This is a genomic window from Segatella copri, assembly GCF_051861805.1.
Lineage (GTDB): Bacteria > Bacteroidota > Bacteroidia > Bacteroidales > Bacteroidaceae > Prevotella > Prevotella copri_M.
On sequence record NZ_CP146520.1, the window covers coordinates 838,923 to 864,065 of the forward strand.

Annotated in this window: 15 protein-coding genes and 2 tRNA genes; 11 read left to right on the plus strand and 6 right to left on the minus strand. The window is 48.3% G+C overall.

Annotated elements, in window-relative coordinates; genetic code table 11:
• Nucleotides 1-27: 27 nt before the first annotated feature.
• The 4 genes from topA to V8Z93_RS03185 all read right to left on the minus strand — a co-directional run bounded on the left by topA (nt 28) and on the right by V8Z93_RS03185 (nt 5,903).
• Nucleotides 28-2,355: a type I DNA topoisomerase gene (gene topA / locus V8Z93_RS03170; RefSeq protein ID WP_203040621.1), complete on the minus strand. Its 2,328-nt coding sequence runs from the start codon at nt 2,353-2,355 to the stop codon at nt 28-30.
• A 106-nt stretch (nt 2,356-2,461) separates the two neighbouring features.
• Nucleotides 2,462-2,995 carry an NUDIX hydrolase gene (locus tag V8Z93_RS03175; protein ID WP_439432379.1) on the minus strand — a complete coding sequence of 178 codons (534 nt, stop codon included), beginning with the start codon at nt 2,993-2,995 and terminating at the stop codon, nt 2,462-2,464.
• A gap of 125 nt (nt 2,996-3,120) precedes the next feature.
• Nucleotides 3,121-4,575: a sialate O-acetylesterase gene (locus V8Z93_RS03180; protein WP_439432380.1), complete on the minus strand. Its 1,455-nt coding sequence runs from the start codon at nt 4,573-4,575 to the stop codon at nt 3,121-3,123.
• 149 nt (nt 4,576-4,724) lie between these two features.
• Nucleotides 4,725-5,903 carry a DUF4369 domain-containing protein gene (locus tag V8Z93_RS03185; RefSeq protein ID WP_217763792.1) on the minus strand — a complete coding sequence of 393 codons (1,179 nt, stop codon included), beginning with the start codon at nt 5,901-5,903 and terminating at the stop codon, nt 4,725-4,727.
• A 195-nt stretch (nt 5,904-6,098) separates the two neighbouring features.
• On the opposite strand from V8Z93_RS03185, the gene pnp reads away from it, so the two are divergent.
• On the plus strand, nt 6,099-8,411 hold the full coding sequence (pnp, locus tag V8Z93_RS03190; protein WP_203040616.1) for a polyribonucleotide nucleotidyltransferase: 2,313 nt from the start codon (nt 6,099-6,101) through the stop codon (nt 8,409-8,411).
• 638 nt (nt 8,412-9,049) lie between these two features.
• Here pnp and V8Z93_RS03195 read toward each other — a convergent pair.
• Both V8Z93_RS03195 and V8Z93_RS03200 read right to left on the minus strand, forming a co-directional pair.
• Nucleotides 9,050-9,123, minus strand: a tRNA-Asn gene (locus V8Z93_RS03195).
• A gap of 46 nt (nt 9,124-9,169) precedes the next feature.
• Nucleotides 9,170-9,243: transfer RNA gene (locus tag V8Z93_RS03200), tRNA-Asn, on the minus strand.
• Between the two features lie 273 nt (nt 9,244-9,516).
• Here V8Z93_RS03200 and V8Z93_RS03205 point away from each other — a divergent pair.
• The 10 genes from V8Z93_RS03205 (at nt 9,517) to V8Z93_RS03250 (ending at nt 25,133) form a co-directional block, all read left to right on the plus strand.
• Nucleotides 9,517-11,181: a S41 family peptidase gene (locus V8Z93_RS03205; protein WP_439432381.1), complete on the plus strand. Its 1,665-nt coding sequence runs from the start codon at nt 9,517-9,519 to the stop codon at nt 11,179-11,181.
• A 154-nt stretch (nt 11,182-11,335) separates the two neighbouring features.
• Nucleotides 11,336-11,803 carry a ribosome assembly cofactor RimP gene (gene rimP / locus V8Z93_RS03210; RefSeq protein ID WP_203040614.1) on the plus strand — a complete coding sequence of 156 codons (468 nt, stop codon included), beginning with the start codon at nt 11,336-11,338 and terminating at the stop codon, nt 11,801-11,803.
• Between the two features lie 3 nt (nt 11,804-11,806).
• Nucleotides 11,807-13,069 (plus strand): transcription termination factor NusA, encoded by a 1,263-nt coding sequence (gene nusA, locus V8Z93_RS03215; RefSeq protein WP_203040613.1) that lies wholly within the window; start codon nt 11,807-11,809, stop codon nt 13,067-13,069.
• Between the two features lie 65 nt (nt 13,070-13,134).
• Nucleotides 13,135-16,038, plus strand: a complete 2,904-nt coding sequence (gene infB, locus V8Z93_RS03220; protein ID WP_439432382.1) for a translation initiation factor IF-2 — start codon at nt 13,135-13,137, stop codon at nt 16,036-16,038.
• A 93-nt stretch (nt 16,039-16,131) separates the two neighbouring features.
• Nucleotides 16,132-17,583 carry a Fe-S cluster assembly protein SufB gene (sufB, locus tag V8Z93_RS03225; protein WP_118139249.1) on the plus strand — a complete coding sequence of 484 codons (1,452 nt, stop codon included), beginning with the start codon at nt 16,132-16,134 and terminating at the stop codon, nt 17,581-17,583.
• A 43-nt stretch (nt 17,584-17,626) separates the two neighbouring features.
• Nucleotides 17,627-18,382: a Fe-S cluster assembly ATPase SufC gene (gene sufC / locus V8Z93_RS03230; protein WP_089544837.1), complete on the plus strand. Its 756-nt coding sequence runs from the start codon at nt 17,627-17,629 to the stop codon at nt 18,380-18,382.
• Between the two features lie 13 nt (nt 18,383-18,395).
• Nucleotides 18,396-19,739, plus strand: a complete 1,344-nt coding sequence (sufD, locus tag V8Z93_RS03235) for a Fe-S cluster assembly protein SufD (RefSeq protein ID WP_439432383.1) — start codon at nt 18,396-18,398, stop codon at nt 19,737-19,739.
• 37 nt (nt 19,740-19,776) lie between these two features.
• Nucleotides 19,777-20,991, plus strand: a complete 1,215-nt coding sequence (locus V8Z93_RS03240) for a cysteine desulfurase (protein ID WP_299330877.1) — start codon at nt 19,777-19,779, stop codon at nt 20,989-20,991.
• A gap of 38 nt (nt 20,992-21,029) precedes the next feature.
• On the plus strand, nt 21,030-21,638 hold the full coding sequence (locus V8Z93_RS03245; protein WP_439432384.1) for a ribonuclease HII: 609 nt from the start codon (nt 21,030-21,032) through the stop codon (nt 21,636-21,638).
• Nucleotides 21,639-21,935: 297 nt separating this feature from the next.
• The gene (locus tag V8Z93_RS03250) at nt 21,936-25,133 is read left to right on the plus strand and encodes a SusC/RagA family TonB-linked outer membrane protein (RefSeq protein ID WP_439432385.1); all 3,198 of its coding nucleotides are present in this window, start codon (nt 21,936-21,938) and stop codon (nt 25,131-25,133) included.
• The last annotated feature ends 10 nt before the right edge of the window (nt 25,134-25,143 follow it).

Below are 25,143 nucleotides of genomic sequence, written 5' to 3' on the forward strand. Positions count from 1 at the left end.
TTTAAAAAGGGAACCATCCATCAGCATTTACTTCTTTCTGCCTCTAGTCTTTGGCTCCGGTGCTTCCTTGATGATAGTCATGCATTCATCGTAGGTAAGCGCCTCCACATTCTCCTGCTTTGCCTTAGGAATGCGGTAGTTCTTGCCATCGTATGCGATGTAAGGACCGTAGCGGCCGTTCAGCAGTTCCAGTTTCTCATCTTCCTCGAAGGTCTTGATGTGGCGCTTCTGCTCGTTGCTGCGTTTCTCGTTGATGAGTTCTATCGCCTGCTCCAGGGTGATGGCCATAGGGTCGATGTCCTTAGGGATGGATACGTACTTGCGGTTGTGGAGCACGTATGGACCGAAGCGACCGGCACCGATGGTAACGGTGGTTCCCTCGAACTCGCCCACCTGGCGTGGCAGCTTGAAGAGTTCCAGAGCCTCTTCCAGGGTGATGGTTTCGATGCTCTTGTCGGCAGGCAACTGGGCAAACTGTGGCTTGTCCTTGTCGTCGGCTGTACCTATCTGAACCACAGGACCGAAGCGGCCTATCTTCACGAACACTGGGCGACCGCTCTTAGGGTCGTTGCCTAGCTCGCGCTCGCCGGCCTTGTGCTCGCTGCGTGCGTTCATCACTTCCTTCACCTCAGGCTCGAATCCCTTGTCAAAGTCCTTCATCCACTTAATCCACTCGGTCTTTCCCTCGGCAATGTCATCGAATCTCTGCTCCACATGGGCTGTGAAGTTGTAGTCCATAATGTTAGGGAAGTTGGCCATCAGGAAGTCGTTCACCACAATGCCGATGTCGGTAGGCAGCAGCTTGCCCTTCTCGGAGCCAGCCATTTCCTTCTTGGTCTTCTGCGTTATCTTGATGCCCTTCAGGGAATCTACGGTGTAGTTGCGCTCCACGCCCTGCTTGTCACCCTTCACCACGTATTCGCGCTGCTGGATGGTGCTGATGGTTGGAGCATAGGTAGATGGACGTCCGATGCCGAGGTCTTCCAGTTTCTTCACGAGGCTAGCTTCGGTGTATCTTGCCGGAGCCAGAGAGAATTTCTCGGTGGCGATAATCTCGCGGCGCTGCAACTCATCGCCTTCCTTCATGGCAGGCAGGATGTGGGTTGAGTCCTCAGCGTTGTCATCCTCGTCGGTAGATTCACGGTATACCTTGAGGAATCCGTCGAACACAACAACTTCTCCATTGGCGACAAATTTTTCTGTGGTGTTGTCGATATGGATGTTGATGGTGGTCTTTTCTATCTGAGCATCAGCCATCTGAGAGGCGATGGTACGCTTCCAGATCAGCTCGTAAAGGCGCTTCTCCTGGCTGGTTCCATCGATGCTGGTCTCGCTCATGTAGGTAGGGCGGATGGCCTCGTGAGCCTCCTGCGCTCCCTTAGAGCTGGTATGATAGGTGCGAGGCTTGCTGTACTCGTTGCCGTAAACCTTGATAATCTCGTCCTTGCTGGCATTGCTGCAGAGGGTAGAGAGGTTTACGCTGTCGGTACGCATGTAGGTGATGCGTCCACCTTCATACAGGCGCTGAGCCACCATCATGGTCTGGCTTACGGTGAAGCCGAGCTTGCGGGCTGCTTCCTGCTGCAGGGTTGAGGTGGTGAAAGGAGGGGCAGGTGTACGCTTCAGCGGCTTCTTGGTCACTGCCTCCACGCTGAACTTGGCATCCTTGCATTTCTCCAGGAAGGCTTCCACCTCCTCGTGGGTCTTGAAACGCTGGTCAAGTTCTGCCTTCACCTCTGTGGCGCCGCCATTCTCATTAATCAATGCGAATACGGCGTTCACGCGATAGTATGGCTCGCTCTTAAACTTCTGTATCTCACGCTCACGCTCCACGATCAGGCGTACGGCAACACTCTGTACGCGACCGGCAGAGAGGGCTGGCTTCACCTTTCTCCAGAGCACAGGAGAGAGCTTGAAACCTACGATGCGGTCGAGCACACGGCGTGCCTGCTGGGCATTCACCAGGTTCATGTCCAGATGGCGTGGGTGCTGGATAGCGTCCAAGATGGCAGGTTTGGTAATTTCGTGGAAGACGATACGGCTTGTCTTCTCCTCATCCAATCCGAGTACTTCGCAAAGGTGCCAGCTGATGGCTTCTCCCTCGCGGTCCTCATCGGATGCCAACCAAATCTTCTTGGCTTGCTTCGCGGTTGCTTTCAATTCTGTGACGAGTTTTTTCTTTTCCTCTGGAATCTCATAACAAGGTTCCATGGTCTTCTCGTCTATACTGAGTTCTTTCTTTTTCAAGTCACGGATGTGTCCGTAGGAAGACATCACTTTGAAGTCTTTACCCAGGAACTCTTCTATTTTCTTAGCCTTTGCAGGGCTCTCGACGATAACTAAATTTTCTTGCATAAGCTTCTACACAATTTCTTTTGGTTTGCAAAAGTATATAAACTTTTTGCTTATACCTTATTATATAGTGATTTTTTTAGTTTTTTAAATGTTTCGGGGCTTTTTTTCATCCTTTCGTCTTGTGTTTTGCAAGAAATTTGGTCACACCTTGCTTTATCGACCCTAATCCGAACTCCTCGGGATGAAGCTCGCTGAGGGGAATCCAATACGACTCTTCGGCGTCGTCCATAGCTTCCACATGCGAGAGGTCTTTCACCTTTACCGTGTAGAACATGTCGAGGGTGTGGACCATGAAGCCGGAATAGAGATAGAGGTTCGGGATGCTGAACTGATAGTTCACCTCGATGGCATCGAGTCCGGTTTCCTCTTTCACCTCTCTTGCTACACCTTCTTCGCCGGTTTCATCCATGTCTACAAATCCGCCCGGCAAATCGAGGGTACCCTTGGCTGGTTCGTTCTTGCGGCGAACTACCAGCAGCTCGTCCTTCTCGTTGAGGATGAAGGCAACGGTGGCGCTGCTCGGGTTGAGATAATAGGAGAAGCCGCAGTCCTTGCACTTCTTGCTCTTGATGTTGTTGATCTCGAAATTCGGAGAACCGCAAACGGGGCAGAACTTGAATTTATCTAAAACGTGACTCATAATATTGTTAATGTATAATGATTAATGTTTAATGTATAATGGAAAAGGATTTATCATCCTGTTATATCAAAAAGCGGCCGGTCTTTGATTCAGGCAAAGATCGACCGCTGTTGATATTTTGATGATTACCAATTGTCTGTACGGAATGGGAAGAGAGGCAGACCGCCTGCATTCGCCATGTTGCCGAGCTGGAAGTTGCGGAAGCAATAGCGCAATGCCACTGGCTTCTTTACCTCTGGGCTGGTTACGATGATGCACTCGTTCCATCCGTCGTTGCCTTCCTGCCAGAAATGCTTGGCTGTGGCAGGGTGGAACACCTTGTCCTCGCCGGCTACCTCGAAGCCCTTGATGCCTTCAAAGCGGTTGTAGGCTCCATAGGTGTTGTCGAAGTGAACCTTCACGGTGTCGCCTACAATCTTCATCTCCTTGAAGGTCATGCTCTCGCAGAAGAGTCCCTTCATTCCATAGGTCTTGCTCAGGGCCTGCAAGGCAAGGCGCTCGCCCACAGGCTGCTTCTGGCATGGATGAATCTGCTCTACCTCGTATGGATAAACCAGGTCTTCGGTGCACACGATGCCGCTGTTAGGAATCACCTTGGCGGCGTTAAACTGCTGCTCGCGGAGTCTTGGACCCCAGTCACCATTCACATCGCCATTATGATAAGGTGCAATCTGCACGAAATAGAATGGCAGTTCGCCCTGCTTGAAGTCTCTGCGCCACTGGGCTACGAGGTCGGCAAGGCGCTGGGTGTATTGACCTGCCGGGTCGCCCACGTTGGAGCAGCCCTGGTAGAAGAGAATTCCCTTCACACTGTAGTTGAGGATAGGATGGAAGGTTCCGTTGCCCCAGAGAAGAGGGTAGAGGAAATCCCACTTGAACTTAGGATTCTTCGTCATCTTGATGGAGTCGAGGTCTTCCTTCGTGTTCTTCTTCAGATAGTCACGGTCGAGCCAGCTCTCTACTCGGCTTCCGCCCTTGTTTGCCATCACCAGTCCCACAGGCACATTCAGTGCCTTGTTTACCACCTGCGCAAAGAAATAGCCGGTGGCTGAAGCATCGCCCACGGTTTCCGGGCTGATTACCTTCCATTCGCAGTTGGCATCGTCAAGCGGCTTGCTGCTCATCACGCTAGGAATCTTCACATAGTGAACGCCTTTATACTGGTTGGCTGTCAATACAGCCTTGTTGTAGCCTTTCACAGGGCAGTTGCCGAATCCCTTTACCGGCATCTCCATGTTGCTCTGTCCGGCGCAGACCCATACTTCTCCTGCAAGCACATTGTTGAGAACAGTCTTCTCGCCATCGTCGAAGGTGATGGAGAGTGGGGTATAGCTTGCCTTCGGAGTCAAGACCTTGACAGCCCACTTGCCGTCCTTGCCCGTCTGGGCAGAATAGGTTCTTGAAGACCAGGAAGTGGTTACCTTGACAGTGGTTCCCGGCTTGTCCCAACCCCAGAGGTTGGCTTCTGAATCCTGCTGGATAATCATGTTGTCACCCAGGATGTGTGGCAACTTTACCTTAGCCTGCGCTCCTGTTGCAATAAGAGCCATGGCTACCAATGCTAAAAGTTTCTTGTTCATTTTTAGTGTTTAAAGTTTATTGATGTTTGATTATATTCGTTTTAGAATCATGTGATATAAATGTTGTGAAGCAAGAAGTCCGGAACCGGAATTTTCCTGGTTCCTGATTTCTTTCTCCTTTTTTATAGTAAGTTCTTTCTCCTACCTTTTTACAGTAAGTTCTTGATAGCTTCGTCCAAGTCCTTGATCTGAGCATCGCGCGCCTTCAACGTGTTGCTGCGGTCGATGAGGAAGAAGGTAGGGATGCTCTGCACATTATATAATTGCAGGCTCTGTCCCTGGATGCCACCCTCGTCGCGTACGCAGATCCAAGGCAGTGCTGCGGTGGATGTCTTCCAGAAGTGCTCGTTAGGGTCTACGGAAACCTGATAGATTTCCAAGCCTGCTGCGTGATACTTGTTGTAGAGTTCACGGAGCATCATGATGCGCTTGGTGCTTTCGCTGCTGGCGAAGAGATGGAAGTCGAGCAGTACCACCTTGCCCTTCAGGTCGGTGAGACGGCGAACCTGTCCCTTGCTGTCCTCCATGGCGAGGTCGATGCAGCCGTTTACGCTCACCTTGCTGGCGTCAATCTGCTGCTGTGCACGCTGGTTCTCGATGATGCGGATATCCTTCATGCCCTCGATGGCGATGTTGTGCAGGTTCTTGCCGCGCTCGGCGCCAGGATAGTAGGTGTCCCAACTGGTAGCCACGGCAGCAAACACTCTTACATCATCCTTGTTGTTGCGTGGATTGAAGATGAGCGAGTTCACGTTGCCCAACTGGATGGTCTGGAAGAGGGCGTAGTAGGAAGAAGCCTTCATCGGCTCCTTGAAGATGTAGTTCACCTTGATGTCCTGCTTGTAGCCATCGAGCATGCGGGCTACGATGACATCCACCGAGTCGATGCCCATGTTGGGGCTCTTGGTGATGGCGTTGATGTTGTTCTGCAGAATCATCTGCTTAATCGAAAGCTCCTTGATCTTGCTGCAGTTCTCCGAACCCTCCACCTCATATTTATAGCTCATCTGAGGATAGGATGCCTTCACCTTGACGGTCTCCGTAGAGTCGATGCTGAGATTGATGCTCTGGTTGGCGATGCGGAGACGGTAGAACTCAGGGGTGATGGAATCCATGGCGTTCTCATCGAAGGCGAACGCACCATCTTCTCCCAGCTTCACGGAGTCGATTTTCACAGGTCCGTTCAGGCTCAGGTTCTCCAGATAGAGCATCGAGTCTGTGGCTTCGGTAATGTTACCATTGATATGAAATTTCTTGTTGTTACAAGACGTAAAAGCCAGCGCAGCTACCATGATCACTGCGGCTGAATAGATTTTAGATATCTTCATTGAATTTATATTTTGCAAAATTATCGACTGCAAAGGTAGCAATAAAATTGTGAATAATACGCCTTAGATAGATAAAATAATTAAAAAAGTAGAAAAAAGTGGCCGAAATATTCGTTTATTAATAATTAAAAAGGTATCTTTGCAGCGTTTTATATATTTAGATGTTAGACAAAACAATAAGTTTTTTAATTTTCGATGAACGTAATTACAAAAAGTGTTCAGTTGCCTGATGGAAGAACCATCACAATTGAGACCGGAAAAGTTGCAAAACAGGCTGATGGTGCTGCGGTTCTCCGCATGGGTAACACAGTACTTCTCGCAACTGTTTGTGCAGCAAAGGATGCAGTTCCGGGTACAGATTTCATGCCTTTGCAAGTAGATTACCGTGAGCAGTACAGTGCTGCTGGTCGTTTCCCTGGTGGTTTCACCAAGCGCGAAGGCAAGGCTAGCGATGAGGAGATCCTTACCTCTCGCCTCGTGGACCGTGCTCTGCGTCCACTTTTCCCTTCTAACTACCATGCAGAAGTTTACGTACAGGTAATGTTGCTCTCAGCCGATGGTGTTGATCAGCCAGATGCCCTCGCAGGTTTCGCTGCTTCAGCTGCCATGGCTTGTTCTGATATTCCTTTCGAGTACTATATCTCTGAGGTTCGTGTAGCTCGTATCAATGGTGAGTATGTTGTTAACCCTACATTCCAGCAGATGGAAGAGGCTGACATGGATATCATGGTTGGTGCTACCAAGGACAATATCATGATGGTAGAAGGTGAGATGAAGGAAGTTTCTGAGCAGGATCTCATTGGTGCCCTCAAGGTGGCTGCCGAGGCTATCAAGCCTATGTGCGAGCTCCAGTATGAGTTGGCTAAGGAGAAGGGTACTGACGTGAAGCGTGAGTACGACCACGAAATCAACGACGAGGAACTCCGTGAGCAGATCAAGACTGAGCTTTACAAGCCAGCTTACGATATCAACCACCAGGCTTTGGAGAAGCATGCACGTCAGGATGCTTTCGACAAGGTTTTGGCTGACTTCCTTGAGAAGTATGACGCTGCTCATACCGATCTTTCTGAGGAAGACTTGGAGGAGAAGCACGCTGAGGCTACCCGTTACTATGATGACGTAATGCGCGATGCTATGCGCCGTTGCATCCTCGACGAGGGCTTGCGCCTTGATGGCCGTGCTACTACAGAAATCCGCCCTATCTGGTGCGAGGTTTCTCCACTCCCAATGCCTCACGGAAGCGCTATCTTCCAGCGTGGTGAGACTATGTCTCTCTCTACATGTACTCTTGGTACAAAGATGGATGAGAAGCTTATCGACGGTGTGCTCGAGAAGAGCTACCAGCGCTTCCTCCTTCACTATAACTTCCCTCCATTCTCTACAGGTGAGGCTAAGGCTCAGCGCGGCGTAGGCCGTCGTGAGATTGGTCACGGTCACTTGGCATGGCGTGGTTTGAAGGGTCAGATTCCTGCAGACTTCCCTTACACAGTACGTTTGGTAAGCCAGATCTTGGAGTCTAACGGTTCTTCTTCTATGGCTACTGTTTGTGCCGGTACTCTCGCCCTGATGGATGCAGGTGTTCCTATGAAGAAGCCGGTTTCTGGTATCGCTATGGGTCTTATCAAGAACCCAGGTGAGGACAAGTATGCTATCCTCAGCGATATCCTCGGTGATGAGGACCACTTGGGTGATATGGACTTCAAGACCACAGGTACCCGCGATGGTTTGACCGCTACACAGATGGATATCAAGTGCGACGGTTTGAGCTTCGAGATTCTTGAGGAGGCTTTGATGCAGGCTAAGGCTGGTCGTGAGCACATCCTCAACTGCATGATGGAGACTATCTCTGAGCCACGTGCCGAGATGAAGCCACAGGTTCCACGTATCGTAGCATTCGATATTCCTAAGGAGTTCATCGGTGCTGTCATCGGCCCTGGCGGTAAGATTATCCAGCAGATGCAGGAGGATACTGGTGCTACAATCACTATCGAGGAGACTGATGGTAAGGGTCACGTACAGGTATCTGCTCCTAACAAGGATTCTATCGATGCAGCTTTGGCTAAGATCAAGGCTATCGTAGCTGTTCCTGAGGTTGGTGAGGTTTACGAGGGTACTGTTCGTTCTATCATGCCTTACGGTTGCTTCGTAGAGATTCTCCCTGGTAAGGATGGTTTGCTCCACATCTCTGAGATTGACTGGAAGCGTCTTGAGACAGTTGAAGAGGCTGGTATCAAGGAAGGCGACAAGATCAAGGTGAAGTTGATGGAGATTGATCCTAAGACTGGCAAGTACAAGCTCTCTCACCGTGTGTTGATGGAGAAGCCAGAGGGTTACGTAGAGCGTGAGCGTCGTCCACGTCCTGAGCGTGGTGAGCGTCGCGGTCGTCGTGATGATCGTCATGAGGCTCGTGGTGAGCGTCCAGCTCGTCAGCCACGTCGTGACCATCGCAACGAGAATGCTCCAAAGGACTTCAACGATTCTTTGGATCACAACAACGATGTAGATTAATCCGAGTATTAAATACATGAATAAATAGATGGGTGCATTTCGCCGAACAAGCGGAATGCACCCGTTTTTTATCTGAACCCTATGAAAATGTTTCCTTAATGAAACATGCAGTTTCCCTTAAGGGAACAAATATTTTCCCTTAAGGAAACAAAAACGCTGCCTTTGCAGGGCGTGGATGCTTCTTTGGGGGTGCAAGTATATAACTTTTGTGGTGCAAGTATATAACTTCTGAGGTTTGAGTATATAACTTCTGGGGTGCTAGTATATAGTTTCTTGAATGTTGCTGACTAGGCTCAGCAGACGTGCTGAGCCTAGTCAGCACGTCTGCTGATTGCAGTCAGCAGCTCTGCCGAGCCTAGTGGCAACACCTTCTAATCGTACAACTACAACCTACTTAGTTGTACGAGTGTACACTTCTTAGCCGTACGGTCATATACCTCTTAGTCGTACGAGTATATATCTCTTAGTCGTACGACTACATACCTTTTAGTTGTACGACTATGCTTTTATGACGTAACAAACTGCATATCATGTAAAAACAAGAATATTGTGTAGTGTGAAGTAGATATGGGAAACTAGATGTGGGTGGGTATAAAAACAAAAAAAAGAGTTACAAGTAAAACTTGTAACTCTTTTTGCGCTTCAAGATGGGCTTGAACCAACGACCCCCTGATTAACAGTCAGGTGCTCTAACCAACTGAGCTATTGAAGCATTTTTAACTTTAATAAAATGAGTGATGAAACAAAATCATCGTTTGCGCTTCAAGATGGGCTTGAACCAACGACCCCCTGATTAACAGTCAGGTGCTCTAACCAACTGAGCTATTGAAGCATTTTTGCATTGCTGAAACATGACGTTCCTTATTTGCGTGTGCAAAAGTACTAACTTTTCTCCATTCTGCCAAATTTTTCCCCAACTTTTTTTGCTTTTTCTTCAAAAAAGTGCATTTTTGGGGGCTTAGAGCCACTTTTTTAGACTAAAAATGGTAGTTTTAGCAAAGAAATGAGTAATTTTGTGGGCGAATTACAACCCTGCTCGGATTATCCTCTAAACCGATGATGGGGAGAAAAAAATGAGAAATAATTAATGATGATAAAGATAAGCATGAAAAAAGTATTGATTTCGTTGCTCATGGTGCTGCTCGCAGCACCTGCTTTTGCACAGATAGATAGAGATCATGATTTCAAGACGGCGAAGAATATGGATATATTCAACTCCATCTACAAGAATCTAGACCTCATGTACGTGGATACGCTCGATGCCGAAGAGGTGGTGGGCAATGGTATCAAGGCTATGTTGGGTAGTCTGGACCCTTATACCACTTACTATCCAGAGGAGAAAGTCAACGAACTGAAGAATATGCTCACCGGTAAATATGCCGGTGTGGGTGCCGTGGTGCGCTACAATTTCCAGCTGCAGCGTGTCTGCATCAGCGAACCATACGAGAATATGCCTGCTGCCGAAGTGGGATTGAAGAAGGGAGACATCATCCTCAGCATCGACAATGAGGATATGACCAATAAAGACGTGGCTTATGTGAGCGATCATCTTCGTGGTGACCCGGGTACATCCTTTATCATTAAGGTGAAGCGGCCAAGTACGGGCAAGACTCTGAAGATGAAGATAACCCGCCGTACCATCCAGATGCCATTCCTCCCATATTACGGTATGCTGGAGGGCGGATTCGGATACATCAACTTCAATTCCTTCACCGACAATTGCGCCAAGGACGTGCGCCGTGCATTCATCGACCTGAAAAAACAGGGTGCCAAGGGCTTGGTGTTCGACCTCCGCAACAATGGCGGCGGTTCGGTGAGCGAGGCGGTGAGCATCATCAACATGTTCCTGCCAAAGGGAAAGACTGTGCTGAAGATGCAGGGCAAGCTGCAGCGTTCCAACAAGGAATACAAGACCAGCGTGGAGCCTGTAGACTCCGTAATGCCGATGGTGGTGCTCGTGAATGGCAATTCAGCCAGCGCCAGCGAGATTATGAGCGGCAGCCTGCAGGACTATGACCGTGCTATTATATTAGGTACGCGCACGTATGGCAAGGGACTGGTGCAGACCACGATGGACCTGCCTTATAACGGACAGATGAAGCTGACCACAGCCAAATACTATATTCCGAGCGGTAGATGCGTGCAGGCGCTCAACTACAAGCATTCCAAGGGAGGCTATGTGGAGCATGTGCCTGATTCCCTGACCAAGGTGTTCTATACCGCCAATGGCAGAGAGGTGCGTGATGGCGGCGGCGTGAAGCCGGATGTAGAGGTAAAGCCTGACTCGCTTCCTAACATCGCCTTCTATCTGGCGGGCGCAAGAGACAGCAACGAGGTGATGCTCAACTACGAAGTGGATTACATCGCCAAGCATCCTACCATTGCCCCAGCCAAGGATTTCGCCCTTACCGATGCCGACTACGATGAATTCAAGGCAAGAGTGTTGAAGGCGGATTTCAAATACGACCGAGAGACCGAGAAGTATCTGAAGGACTTGGAGAAACTCGCCAAGTTCGAGGGATATTACGACGATGCCAAACCGGAGTTTGAGGCTTTGAAGAAGAAGCTGAGCCACAATGTGGCGAAAGACCTGGATTACAACAAGGAGTATATCAAGCAACTGTTGGAAAATGAGATTGTTGCAGCCTATTATTTCCAGGCTGGTGCCATCCAGAACTCTCTGCGTTATGACAAGCAGATTAAGGAGGCTGTAAAGTTGCTGAATTCACCAGAAGAATACGGCAAAATACTGCGTCCGGCAAAGAAATAAGTGCAAAATCCTGCACAATTACCTAAAAATGCGCAGGTTATGAAGAAAAAAACGGGGAAATCTTTGGATATTCTCAAAAATATTCGTAATTTTGCACCGTTCAGTGGAATGAGGGGCTCGCAAGAGTTCCTCATTTTATTTTAAATAGGTATATATGATTGATAAAAACGTCGTAAAAAAATTAGTTGATGAATGGCTCCAGGATCAGGAATATTTCCTGGTAGACATTGAAATCAGTCCGGACAATCGCATCGTAGTCGAGATTGACCACGCTGACGGTGTATGGATTGAGGATTGTGTGGCTTTGAGTAGATATATTGAAGAACGCTTGAGTCGTGATGACGAGGACTATGAGCTGGAGGTAGGATCCGCAGGTCTCGGTCAGCCATTCAAGGTTCCACAGCAGTATATCAACTTCGTAGGCAAGGAGGTAGAGGTGCTCGATGCAGATGGCATCAAGGTAAAGGGCATCTTGAAGGCTGTGGACGGTAACGACTTCACAGTTGGCGTGGAAGAAAAGGTAAAGGTTGAAGGTAAGAAGCGTCCTGTAAAGATGGAAGTGGACCACGTTTACCAGATGGATAAAGTAAAATATACAAAATATATAATCAGTTTCAAATAAGCTATGGCTAAAAAAGAGCAAGAATTAACTGCGAGTATGATTGATACATTCCGCGAGTTTAAAGAAACCAAGAATATCGACCGTACTACTTTGGTAAGTGTGTTGGAGGAAAGTTTCCGCAACGTGCTTGCTAAGATTTTCGGTAGTGACGAAAACTTCGATGTTATCGTGAACCCAGACAAGGGTGACTTCGAGATTTATCGCAACCGTGTAGTTGTTGCCGATGGTGAGGTAGAGGATGAGAACAAGGAAATCGCCCTTTCCGAAGCTCAGAAGATTGAGCCAGACTACGAGGTAGGCGAGGATGTGAGCGAGAAGGTTGACTTCAACAAGTTCGGCCGCCGTGCTATCCTGACCCTTCGCCAGACATTGGCTTCTAAGATTCTTGAGCTTGAGCATGACTCTCTCTATAATAAGTACAAGGATCGCGTGGGTCAGGTAATCTCTGGTGAGGTTTACCAGGTATGGAAGCGCGAGGTGCTTATCGTTGACGACGAGAACAACGAGTTGATGTTGCCTAAGACAGAGCAGATTCCTGGCGACAACTATCGCAAGGGTGAGACAGTGCGTGCCGTCATCCTCCGTGTTGACAACGACAACAACAACCCTAAGATTATCCTGAGCCGTACAGCGCCTATCTTCCTGCAGCGTCTGCTGGAGGCAGAGGTTCCTGAGATAGCAGAGGGTCTGGTAGCCATCCGTCGCATCGCCCGTCTTCCGGGAGAGCGTGCCAAGATTGCAGTGGAGAGCTTCGACGAGCGCATCGATCCAGTAGGTGCCTGCGTAGGTGTAAAGGGTAGCCGTGTTCACGGTATCGTTCGTGAGCTCTGCAACGAGAACCTCGACGTCATCAACTACAGCGCCAATACCAAGCTGTTCATCCAGCGTGCCCTGGCTCCTGCTTCTATCACCTCTGTCACCATCGACGAGGAGAACAAGAAGGCTGAGGTGTTCCTGAAGCCAGAGGAGGTAAGCCTGGCCATCGGTCGTGGCGGTATGAACATCAAGCTGGCTTCTATGCTTACAGAATACACCATCGATGTGTTCCGCGAGGTGGGCGAGAATGAGGCTGATGAGGATATCTACCTGGATGAGTTCTCTGATGAGATCGACCAGTGGGTTATCGATGCTATCAAGGGTATCGGCTACGATACAGCCAAGCAGGTGCTCAACGCACCACGCGACATGATTGTAGAGAAGGCTGACCTTGAGGAGGAGACCGTTGATAACGTTCTCAAGGTATTGCGAGCTGAATTCGAACAATAATTTTCCCTTGCTGGCGGGTGCTACAGGGGAATCAAACTTTAAAAATAGGAGATTAAAATATATATATGAGCATCAGATTACACAAAGCACTACGTGAATTGAATATAGGACTTCAGACGGCAGTTGAATTCCTAGAACGAAAGAAAGACCTGGGAGAGGTCAAGGCCGAACCGAGCTTCAAACTCAGCGACCAGCAGTATCAGGCATTGACTAATGCCTTCAGTCATGATAAGGAGGTTCGCGATCAGGCCGAGAAACTCTTTTCCAAAAAGGGCAAGGATAAGAAGCGTGCACAAGAGCAGGACGACCTTCATGCCGAAAACTCGTTGGAGTCAAGCAAGCAGCAGCAGTTCAAGCCGCTGGGTAAGATTGACTTGGATAGCATCGGCAAGGGAAACTCTGCAGAGTCTGCTGCCCATAAGTCAGAGAAACCTAAGCACGAGACTGCTGCCGTCAGTCACGCGCCAGTAAAAGAAGCTCGTAAGGCTGAGCCAAAACATGATCAGAGACCTCATCAACAGGGCTCTCAGCAAAAACAACAGATGAAACAAGAGAATCAGCAAAAATCACAGCAGCCAAAGATGAATGACTCCAAGGGTCATAAGAATGCTGCACAGGGTAAACAGAATGGAAACGCTCAGCACCAGAATGCTGAGCAGAAGTCACAGCAGAATACTGCTGCTAGCAGTCAGGCCTCAAGTGTATTCACACTTAAGAGTGAGAAGAAGTTCTCTGCCAATGAGCCTAAGGTGTTGGGTAAGATTGACCTCTCTTCTCTCAACCAGAGTACTCGTCCTAAGAAAAAATCGAAGGAGGAGAGACGCAAGGAGCGTGAGGAGAAATTGGCTCAGCAGCACAACGATCGCAAGAAGCGTGTTCGTATCAACAAGGAGCGTGTTGACATCAATGCCGAAGCTAAGAACAATGGCGACGGTAACGGCCAGAATAATAAGGGCAATAATGGCAACAATGGTGGCAACAAGAAGAACAGAAACAAGAACAGAAATAATAACAATAATAACAAGGGCAATAACAACAACCGCGGCAACCAGCGCCAGATTGAGGTGGACGACGAGGCTGTAGCACGCCAGGTTAAGGAGACTCTTGCTCGCTTGACCAGCAAGAGCCAGAACAAGAAGGGTGCTAAGTACCGTAAGGAGAAGCGTGAGGCTGTTCAGGAGAAGTTGCAGGATCAGGCTCGTCAGGAGCAGAAGGAAAGCAAGACCCTGAAGCTCACTGAGTTCGTTACCGTTAGCGAGTTGGCTACGATGATGGATATCAGCGTTACTCAGGTTATCTCTACCCTGATGGGTGTAGGTATCATGGTTTCTATCAACCAGCGTCTGGATGCTGAAACCATCAACATGGTGGCTGAGGAGTTCGGTTTCAAGACCGAATACGTGAGTGCCGAGGTTCAGGAGGCCGTGAGCGAGGAACAGGATGATGAGAACGACTTGGTTCCACGTGCTCCAATCGTAACCGTGATGGGTCACGTAGACCACGGTAAGACCTCTTTGCTCGACTATATCCGCAATACCAATGTGATTGCCGGTGAGGCGGGTGGTATTACCCAGCATATCGGTGCATACAGTGTTACGCTGAACAGTGGCCGCAAGGTTACATTCCTTGATACTCCAGGTCACGAGGCGTTTACCGCCATGCGTGCCCGTGGTGCCCAGGCCACCGATATCGCCATCATCATCATCGCAGCCGATGACTCTGTGATGCCTACTACCAAGGAGGCTATCGCTCATGCACAGGCTGCCGGTGTACCAATGGTATTCGCAATCAACAAGATTGATAAGCCAGGTGCCAACCCAGACCGTATCCGTGAGGACTTGGCTAACATGAACCTGCTCGTTGAGGAGTGGGGTGGTAAGTATCAGTGCCAGGAAATCAGTGCCAAGAAGGGTATCGGTGTTCACGATCTGCTCGACAAGGTGCTCCTCGAGGCTGATATGCTCGACTTGAAGGCTAACCCTAACCGTCGTGCAACAGGTACCATCATCGAGTCTTCTCTCGACAAGGGTCGTGGATATGTTTCTACCGTATTGGTTGCCAACGGTACCTTGAAGGTAGGCGATATCGTACTTGCCGGTACATCTTGGGGTCGTGTCAAGGCTATGTTCAATGAGCGTAATGCCAATATCAAGTCAGCAGCTCCAGCTGAGCCAGCTATCATCCTCGGTTTGAACGGTGCGCCTACTGCAGGTGACCAGTTCCACGTAATCGAGACAGAGCAGGAGGCTCGCGAAATCGCCAACAAGCGTGAGCAGTTGCAGCGTGAGCAGGGCTTGCGTACTCAGAAGCGCTTGACCTTGGGTGATATTTCTCACCGTATCGCACGTGGTGAGTTCCACGAGTTGAACGTCATCGTGAAGGGTGATACCGACGGTTCTGTTGAGGCATTGAGCGACTCATTCATCAAGCTTTCTACCGAGAAGGTTCAGGTGAACGTTGTCAACAAGGCTGTGGGTCAGATTTCTGAGAACGACGTGATGCTGGCATCTGCTTCAGATGCAGTCATCGTTGGTTTCCAGGTTCGTCCATCTGCCGATGCTCGCAAGGCTGCCGACCGTGAGGGTGTTGAAATCAACACATACTCTATCATCTACGATGCTATCGACGATATCAAGAGTGCGATGGTAGGTATGCTCGACAAGGTGAAGAAGGAAATCGTTACCGGTCAGGTAGAGGTGAAGCAGACCTTCAAGATTTCCAAGGTGGGTACTATTGCCGGTGGTCTTGTTACCGAGGGTAAGGTACACGCTAAGGATAAGGCTCGTGTCATCCGTGACGGTATCGTCATCCGTACTGCAGAAATCGGTGCCTTGAAGCGTTACAAGGACGATGTCAAGGAGGTGGTTACCGGTATGGAGTGCGGTTTGAGCCTCGTCAACTACAACGATATCCAGGAAGGCGACATTATCGAGACCTTCACAGAAATCGAGGTAGAGCAGAAATTGTAATATAGCATATATTATATATAATAAGGTAGGGATGAGTCCTCAGCGGCTTATCCCTATTTAGGGTTAAAATAACGAAAGGTTATTCTAAATAAAATGGCAGAGAAAGAACAAGAAAAGAATCAGTTTGTCAAGCAGGTGGCTGAGCAGAAATATGAATTCGGCTTTACCACCGATGTACATACTGAAATCATAGAAAAGGGTCTCAACGAGGATGTTGTGCGCCTGATCTCGCAGAAGAAGGGAGAGCCGGATTGGATGCTCGAATTTCGTCTGAAAGCCTACAATTACTGGAAGACGCTCAAGGAGCCAAAATGGGGTCACGTGCACGTGCCACCTATTGACTACCAGGAGATTTCATACTATGCCGATCCTTTGGCTAAGAAGCCAAAGAACAAGGAGATAGACCCTGAGCTGGAGAAGACATTCGACAAGCTCGGTATTCCTCTGGAGGAGCGTCTGGCTTTGAGCGGCACCGCCGTGGATGCCATCATGGACTCTGTGTCGGTGAAGACTACTTTCAAGGAGAAACTCCGTGAGAAGGGCGTCATCTTCTGCAGTATCGGTGAGGCTGTGAAGGAGCATCCTGATTTGGTAAGAGAGTATCTGGGAACCGTGGTTCCTTATCGTGATAACTTCTATGCAGCCTTGAACAGTTGCGTATTCAGTGATGGCTCATTCGTTTATATTCCTAAAGGCGTCCGCTGCCCTATGGAGTTGAGCAGTTACTTCCGCATCAATGCCCGTAACACCGGTCAGTTTGAGCGTACATTGATCATCGCCGATGATGATGCTTACGTTTCTTACCTGGAGGGATGCACAGCGCCAATGCGTGATGAGAACCAGCTCCATGCAGCTATCGTAGAGATTATTGTCAAGGATAATGCAGAGGTGAAGTACTCTACCGTTCAGAACTGGTATCCTGGTGATGAACATGGTAAGGGTGGTGTGCTGAACCTGGTAACCAAGCGAGGTGACTTGCGTGGTGTGAACTCTAAGTTGAGCTGGACTCAGGTAGAGACAGGTTCTGCGATTACCTGGAAGTATCCTTCCTGCATCTTGCGTGGCGACAACTCTGTAGCTGAGTTCTACAGTGTGGCTGTTACCAACAACTATCAGGAGGCCGATACCGGTACCAAGATGATTCACATGGGTAAGAACACCAAGAGTACCATCATTTCGAAGGGTATCTCGGCTGGTCATAGCCAGAACTCCTATCGTGGTCTGGTTCGTGCCACGTCCAATGCCGACAATGCCCGCAACTACAGTTCCTGCGACTCTTTGTTGCTGGGCAGCGATTGCGGAGCGCATACCTTCCCATATATGGATGCCCATAACGACACAGCCGTGTTCGAGCATGAGGCAACTACCTCGAAGATATCAGAAGACCAGCTCTTCTATTGCAATCAGCGAGGTATTCCTACCGAGGAGGCTGTCGGTCTGATCGTAAACGGCTATGCCAAGGATGTGCTCAACAAGTTGCCTATGGAGTTTGCCGTAGAGGCACAGAAACTCCTGAGTGTTTCACTCGAAGGAACCGTAGGATAGTTATCATAATTCTCGATGAAATCGATAAAAATTGACTAAAATTATGTTAGAGGTAAAGAATCTGCATGCTACTATTGCAGGCAAAGAAATATTGAAAGGTATCAACCTGACCATCAACGATGGTGAGATACATGCTATCATGGGACCTAACGGTTCCGGTAAGTCAACCTTGAGCGCTGTGCTCACAGGTAACCCTCTCTATACAGTAACCGAGGGTGAGGCTATCTTCAACGGCAAGAACCTCCTGGATATGAAGCCAGAGGATCGTGCCCGTGAAGGCTTGTTCCTCTCTTTCCAGTATCCAGTGGAGATTCCTGGCGTATCCATGACCAACTTCATGCGTGCGGCTATCAATGCCAAGCGCGAGTATCAGGGTTTGGAGCCATTGAACACCAGCGAATTCATGAAGCTGATGCGTGAGAAGCGCGAGTTGGTGGAATTGGACAGCAAGTTGGCTCGCCGTTCTGTAAACGAAGGTTTCTCGGGTGGTGAGAAGAAACGCAACGAGATTTTCCAGATGGCGATGCTGGAGCCAAAGCTTTCTATTCTCGATGAAACCGACTCTGGTCTCGACGTGGATGCAATGCGTATCGTGGCTGACGGTGTGAATAAGATGCATACCGACCAGACATCTGCCATCGTCATTACTCACTATGAGCGTCTGCTCGATATGATTAAGCCAAGTGTGGTTCACGTACTCTATAAGGGTAGAATCGTGAAGACTGCCGGTCCTGAACTTGCCAAGGAGATTGAGGCTCGTGGCTACGACTGGATCAAGGCTGAAGTAGATGAGAAATAATAGGAGGATGGCTATGCTTTCAGAAAATCAATATTTAGACTTGTATCAGTCTTCTTCGAGAATGATCAAGAGGAACAGTGCTGAGGTTCTCAATGCGGTGCGCGATGCTGCCTTCGAGGACTTCCGTCGCTTGGGCTTCCCTTCCCGAAAGGTAGAAAGATACAAGTACACAGATATGAGTGCCATCTTCGAGCCAGACTATGGCTTGAACTTGAACCGTCTGGAAATTCCGGTAGATCCATACGAGGCTTTCCGCTGCGATGTGCCTAACCTGAGCACTTCGCTCTACTTCGTGGTGAACGATGCTTTCTATAACAAGGCATTGCCAAAGGTGGAGTTGCCAGAGGGCGTTATCGTAGACTCTTTGAACAAGATTGCTACAGAAAACCCCGATTTCATCGAGAAATACTATGCCAAGATTGCTAAAACCGATGAAGATGGCATCACGGCATTGAATACATTCCTGGCACAGGATGGCTTGTTGATCTACGTACCAAAGAACGTGAAGGTGGAGCGAACCATTCAGGTAATCAATATCCTTCGTTCGGATGTTGATTTGATGGTAAACCGTCGTGTCCTCATCGTGATGGAACAGGGCGCTGAGGCTAAGTTCCTCTTCTGCGATCATGCTGCCGATGACAAGAACTTCCTCGCTACTCAGGTAATCGAGGCTTATGTTGGCGAGAATGCCAGTCTCGACCTCTATTGTCTGGAGGAGACTCATTACAAGAACCGTCGTGTCAGCAACGTTTATATCGAGCAGCAGGCTAACAGCCGTGTAAACCATAACGTCATCACGCTTCATAACGGTATCACCCGCAACCGACTCGACCTCGTGTTCAAGGGCGAGGGAGCTGAGTGCTTCTGCAATGGTTGTGTGATTGCCGACAAGAACCAGGTGGTTGATAACAATACGCTCATCGACCACCAGGTGGGTCATTGTACCAGCAACGAGCTTTATAAGTATGTACTCGATGGTGAGGCACGTGGTGCTTTTGCCGGTAGAGTATTGGTTCGTCATGGTGCCCAGAAGACCACTTCGCAGGAAACCAACCAGAACCTCTGTGCTACGAAGACAGCCCGCATGTTCACCCAGCCGATGCTGGAGATTTATGCCGACGATGTGAAGTGTGCGCACGGAAGTACTGTAGGTCAGCTCAACGATGCCGCCCTGTTCTATATGCAGCAGCGTGGTGTGAGCCGTGAGGAGGCTAAGTTGCTCCTTCAGTTTGCATTTATCAACGAAGTCATCGACAAGATGGAGCTGGAGCCATTGCGCGATCGCCTGCATCATCTCGTAGAGAAGCGATTCCGTGGTGAACTCAATAAGTGTGAGGGCTGCAAGCTTTGCAAGTAGATAATTATGTAGTTAAAGGAGTAAACTTCTTAAAAATATGTATGATATCAATCAAGTAAGAGCAGATTTCCCGATTTTATCGAGAACGGTATACGATAAGCCATTGGTGTATCTGGATAATGCGGCAACCACGCAGAAGCCATTGTGTGTGCTCGATGCCATGCGCGACGAGTATCTCAACGTGAATGCCAATGTGCATCGTGGTGTGCACTATCTCTCTCAGCAGGCTACCGACCTTCATGAGGCAGCCCGTGAGACTGTGCGCAAGTTTATCAATGCACCGAAGGTTGAGGAAATCATCTTTACCCGTGGTACTACCGAGAGTCTGAATCTCGTGGTTTCATCGTTCTGCGATGCCTTTATGAGCGAAGGTGACGAGGTGATTATCTCTACCATGGAGCATCATTCCAATATCGTGCCTTGGCAGTTGCAGGCTGCCAAGAAGGGAATTGCCATCCGTGTAATCCCAATCAACGATAAAGGTGAGATAAATCTCGATGAATTCGCCCATTTATTCACCGAACGCACCAAAATCGTGAGCATCGCTCAGGTAAGCAACGTGCTGGGTACGGTGAATCCGGTGAAAGAGATGATTAAGATTGCTCATGAGCACGGTGTACCTGTGATAGTGGATGGTGCTCAGAGTACTCCTCATTTCGCAGTGGATGTACAGGACATGGATTGCGATTTCTTCGCTTTCAGCGGTCATAAGATTTATGGTCCTACCGGTATCGGCGTGCTTTACGGCAAGGAAGAATGGCTGGAGAAGTTGCCTCCTTACCAGGGAGGTGGCGAAATGATCGAGAGTGTAAGCTTCGAGAAGACCACTTTCGAGAAGTTGCCTTTCAAGTTCGAGGCTGGTACTCCGGATTATGTAGCTACCCACGGTTTGGCTAAAGCCATCGATTATGTTTCCGCGCTCGGCATGGACAACATCGCCAAGCACGAGCAGGAACTCACCCGTTACTGCATGGAACAGATGAGAACCATCGATGGAATCAGGCTTTTTGGTGAGCAGGAAGGCAAGGATGCCGTTGTCAGCTTCTTGGTTGGTGATATTCATCACATGGATATGGGAACCTTGCTCGACCGTCTGGGCATCGCCGTTCGTACCGGTCATCACTGTGCTCAGCCTTTGATGGACCGCTATGGCATTCTCGGCACCGTTCGTGCCAGCTTCGCTTTGTACAATACCAAGGAGGAGGTAGATGCGCTGGTTGCTGGCGTGAAGCGAGTAGCCATGATGTTCTAAGGAAGGATTGAAGCTCTCTTGTAAAAAACTTAATGTCTATGTTAGAAAGTCATTATTATAAGGATATGATAGAGGCTGGCTGCGATGAGGCTGGCCGCGGATGCTTGGCAGGCAGCGTATATGCTGCCGCCGTCATCCTTCCACCCAATTATCAGAATGCAGATTTGAACGATAGTAAGAAACTCACCGACAAGAAGCGCAAGGCGCTCCGCGAGCAGATAGAACGTGATGCCGTGGCTTGGGCTGTGGGCGTGGTTACTCCCGATGAAATCGATCAGATCAATATTCTGAATGCCAGTTTTCTGGCGATGCACCGTGCCTTGGATCAGTTGAAGGTGCGCCCAGAGGCAGTCATCGTAGACGGCAACCGTTTCAAGCCTTACCAGGATTTACCTTATACGACTATAGTAAAAGGTGACGGAAAGTATCTGGCGATAGCAGCGGCAAGCATCCTTGCCAAGACCTATCGTGATGACTATATGGATGCCCTTGCCGAGGAATATCCTCAGTACGACTGGAAGAGCAACAAGGGCTATCCTACGAAGAAGCATCGTGCGGCAATCAAGGAGTTTGGCACTACGCCATACCATCGCATGAGCTATAATCTTCTGGGAACAGGAGAACTCTCCTTGGAATTCAAGGATTGATAGAAAGCCTACTGACTAAAACTAAATCCACTAGATAAACTAGGCATTATTGTCTCTTTCCTTTGTTTTCCGTGCTATTTTTTGTTATTTATTGTGTCTTTTTGTTTGTTTATTATGTATATTTGTACAATCTGACGGATAATTGTACGATTTAGATTTATATATATACAATGAAATTCGTACTTTTGCCGCAACAAATTTTAAACCAAAGAATTAAACAAAATTAAATACAAACATGAACGTTGGTGGCGGAGCGTTTGGATTCTGCTGCTGATTTTCTTAAAAACTAAACCAGGTATGAACAAAAACAAAGTCCTGAAAAGTTCTGTTCTACCCTTGGCGCTGTGTCTCACGACGATGACTTTCTCACCAATCTTGGTGTCGAAGGCTATTGCTGAGGTTCAGAATGTACAACAGGGAGAACTTGTTAAAGGTACAATTGTCGACGAGACTGGTGAGCCTATTATTGGTGCCACAGTTTTGGTCGTAGGTGGTAGCGCAACCCAGGGTACTGTTACCGATATGGATGGTAACTTCAGTATCAAGGTGAAGCCAGGTGCAAAGCTGAAGGTTACATATATCGGCTTTGATGACCAGGTTGTGTCTGCAAAGAATGGCATGAAGGTAACCATGAAGGAAGGTGGTGCCGTGAGCCTGAAAGCAGTGGAGGTCGTTGCTTATGGTGTTCAGAAGAAGGTGACTGTAACTGGTGCCTTGTCTTCCATCAAGAGCGAGGACTTGTTGAGAACTCCTGTGGCTTCTGTGAACGATGTGTTGGCAGGTCAGCTTTCTGGTGTCACAACCGTTCAGTACTCAGGTGAGCCAGGTGCTAACAGTACCAACATCTTTGTCCGTGGTCAGGGTACATGGGTAGATTCAAAACCATTGATTCAGGTTGATGGCGTTGAGCGTGATATGTATGATATCGACCCTAACGAAATTGAGAGTATCACAGTTTTGAAGGATGCCTCTGCGACTGCCGTATTTGGTATTCGTGGTGCCAATGGTGTTGTCCTCATTACCACCAAGCGTGGTCAGGAGGGTAAGGCTAAGATTTCCGTATCTTCTTCTTTCTCTGCATTGACTCCAACTAAGATGGTGGAGCAGGCTTCTTCTTATGATTATGCCATGTTCCATAATCAGATGAGTGCTAATGATGGTGTTGGTGGCCGTTTCTCACAAGCTGTCATCGAGAAATTCAAGGATGGAAGTGACCCTATCCGTTTTCCTAATACGGATTGGATTGATTATATCATGAAGGATGTAACCCTCCAGACTCAGCATAATGTCAACATCTCTGGCGGTACCAAGGATGTGCGTTACTTCATCAGTGCTGGTATGTTTACTCAGGGAGGTCTCTTCAATCAGTTTGATCAGGATTATGTGAACGATTACCGTTACCATCGTTTCAACTATCGTTCTAACCTGGATATCAATCTGACCAAAACGACTACCTTGAGCGCCAACCTTTCTGGTGTGATTGATGAGGCTAAGAAGCCTTATACAGGACAGGGCTCTTCTGGTATGATTAAGAACATCTACTATGCAACTCCTTTCTCTAGCCCTGGTATCGTGGATGGCCGTTGGATTATCAATACCACATCTTCAGCAGATAACTTGGATGGTAATGTATTGCCTTTCGTTGGCGGTGCTGCCATGGCTTATTACGGCTCTGGTTTCATGAACACCAATAATAATAAGATGAGCATCGACCTGCAGTTGAAGCAGAAGTTGGATTTCATCACCAAGGGACTCTCTTGGCATGTGAAGGGCTCATATAACAGTTCTTATAATGCAGATAAGCGTGGTTCGGCTTCTGTTGCTACCTATACTCCTGTATGGCAGAGTGTAGATGAAAATGGAGAGAACGTTTATGCTTACCGCAAGAATGGTGATACTACGAGCCCTGCTTATGGTGAATATAAGAGCAAGTCAAGAAATTGGTATGCTGAAACAGCCTTCAACTACAACCGCTCATTTGGCTTGAACACCGTAAGTGGCTTGCTGCTCTACAACCAGAGTAAGGAATACTATCCATCATCATACTCTGATATCCCTCACGGATATGTTGGTGTGGTAGGTCGTGTTACATACGATTGGAACAACCGTTATATGGCAGAGTTCAACATTGGTTACAATGGTTCAGAGAACTTTGCTCCTGAGAAGCGATTTGGTGTATTCCCTGCAGGTTCTGTTGGATGGGTTGCCAGTGATGAGCCATTCTTCAAGTCTTTGAAGAAGGTGGTTTCTTTCTTGAAGCTTCGTGCATCTTGGGGTCTTGTCGGTAACGACAAGATTGGTGGTGACCGATTCATGTATACTCCAGACCCTTACTATGTAAACCAGAACGCATTGTTCAACCGTACCGGTAAGGATGGTGGTGCGTATGGTTATAACTTCGGTGTAGAAAACGGAACTACCAAGATGGGTGCCATTGAATCTTCAAAGCACAATCATGAAGTAACCTGGGAGAAGGCTTTCAAGCAGGATTATGGTGTAGACATCAACTTCTTGAACGACCGCTTGCGTGGTACTTTCGATTACTTCCGTGAGCATCGTACAGATATCTTGTGGCGTCCTGAGGTTGCCCCAGGTATCATTGGCTTTACCTTGCCATACGCTAACGTGGGTGAGGCTAAGTCGTGGGGTTACGAGGTTAGCTTGAACTGGAATGATAAGATAGGTAAGAACTTCCGTTATTGGGCAAAGTTTAACCTTTCATACAACCAGAATGAAATTGTTGAGCGTATGGAGGTTCCACAGCCTAACGAATATCAGTATGTGAAGGGACATCGTATCGGTTCTCGTAGCCAGTATAAGTTCTGGAAGTTCTATTACGAGGGTTGTGAAGCTGATTATATGAAGGAGTTTGGGGTTGATAAGTTCCCTACTCAGTTGGTGAAGAAATTGAAGCCAGGTGACTGTGTATTCGTAGATTTGGATAAGAATGGTTACATTGATGGTAATGATAATTCCCGCGAGTTGGGTTATACGGATGATCCAGAGTATATTGCAGGTCTCTCTTTCGGTTTTCAGTGGAAGGATTTGTCTTTCAATGCTCAGTTGACAGGTGCCTGGAATGTTACCCGTATGTTGAGTGACGTGTTCCGTCGGCCATTCTATAGCCCAAACTCTAATTCTGAGGGTGGTTTGCTCCAGTATCACGTAGATAATACATGGACAGAAGCCAATCCATCACAGAGTTCCGAGTATCCACGTGCAACATGGACAAATTCATCTCAGAACTATGCTACTTCAACATTGTATGAAAAGGATGCCAAGTATTTGCGTCTGAAGACTCTTCAGGTGGCATACGACTTCCACTTCCCATTCATGAAGGTGTTAGGCCTGAACCAGTTGCAGCTCTCTTTGAGTGGTTATAACTTGTTGACATTCTCTCCATACAAGTGGGGTGATCCAGAGACTCGTGCTTCTAATGCACCTTCTTACCCACTTCAGAGAACATATACAGCAAGTCTTAAGGTTGGATTCTAAAAGCAAGTAA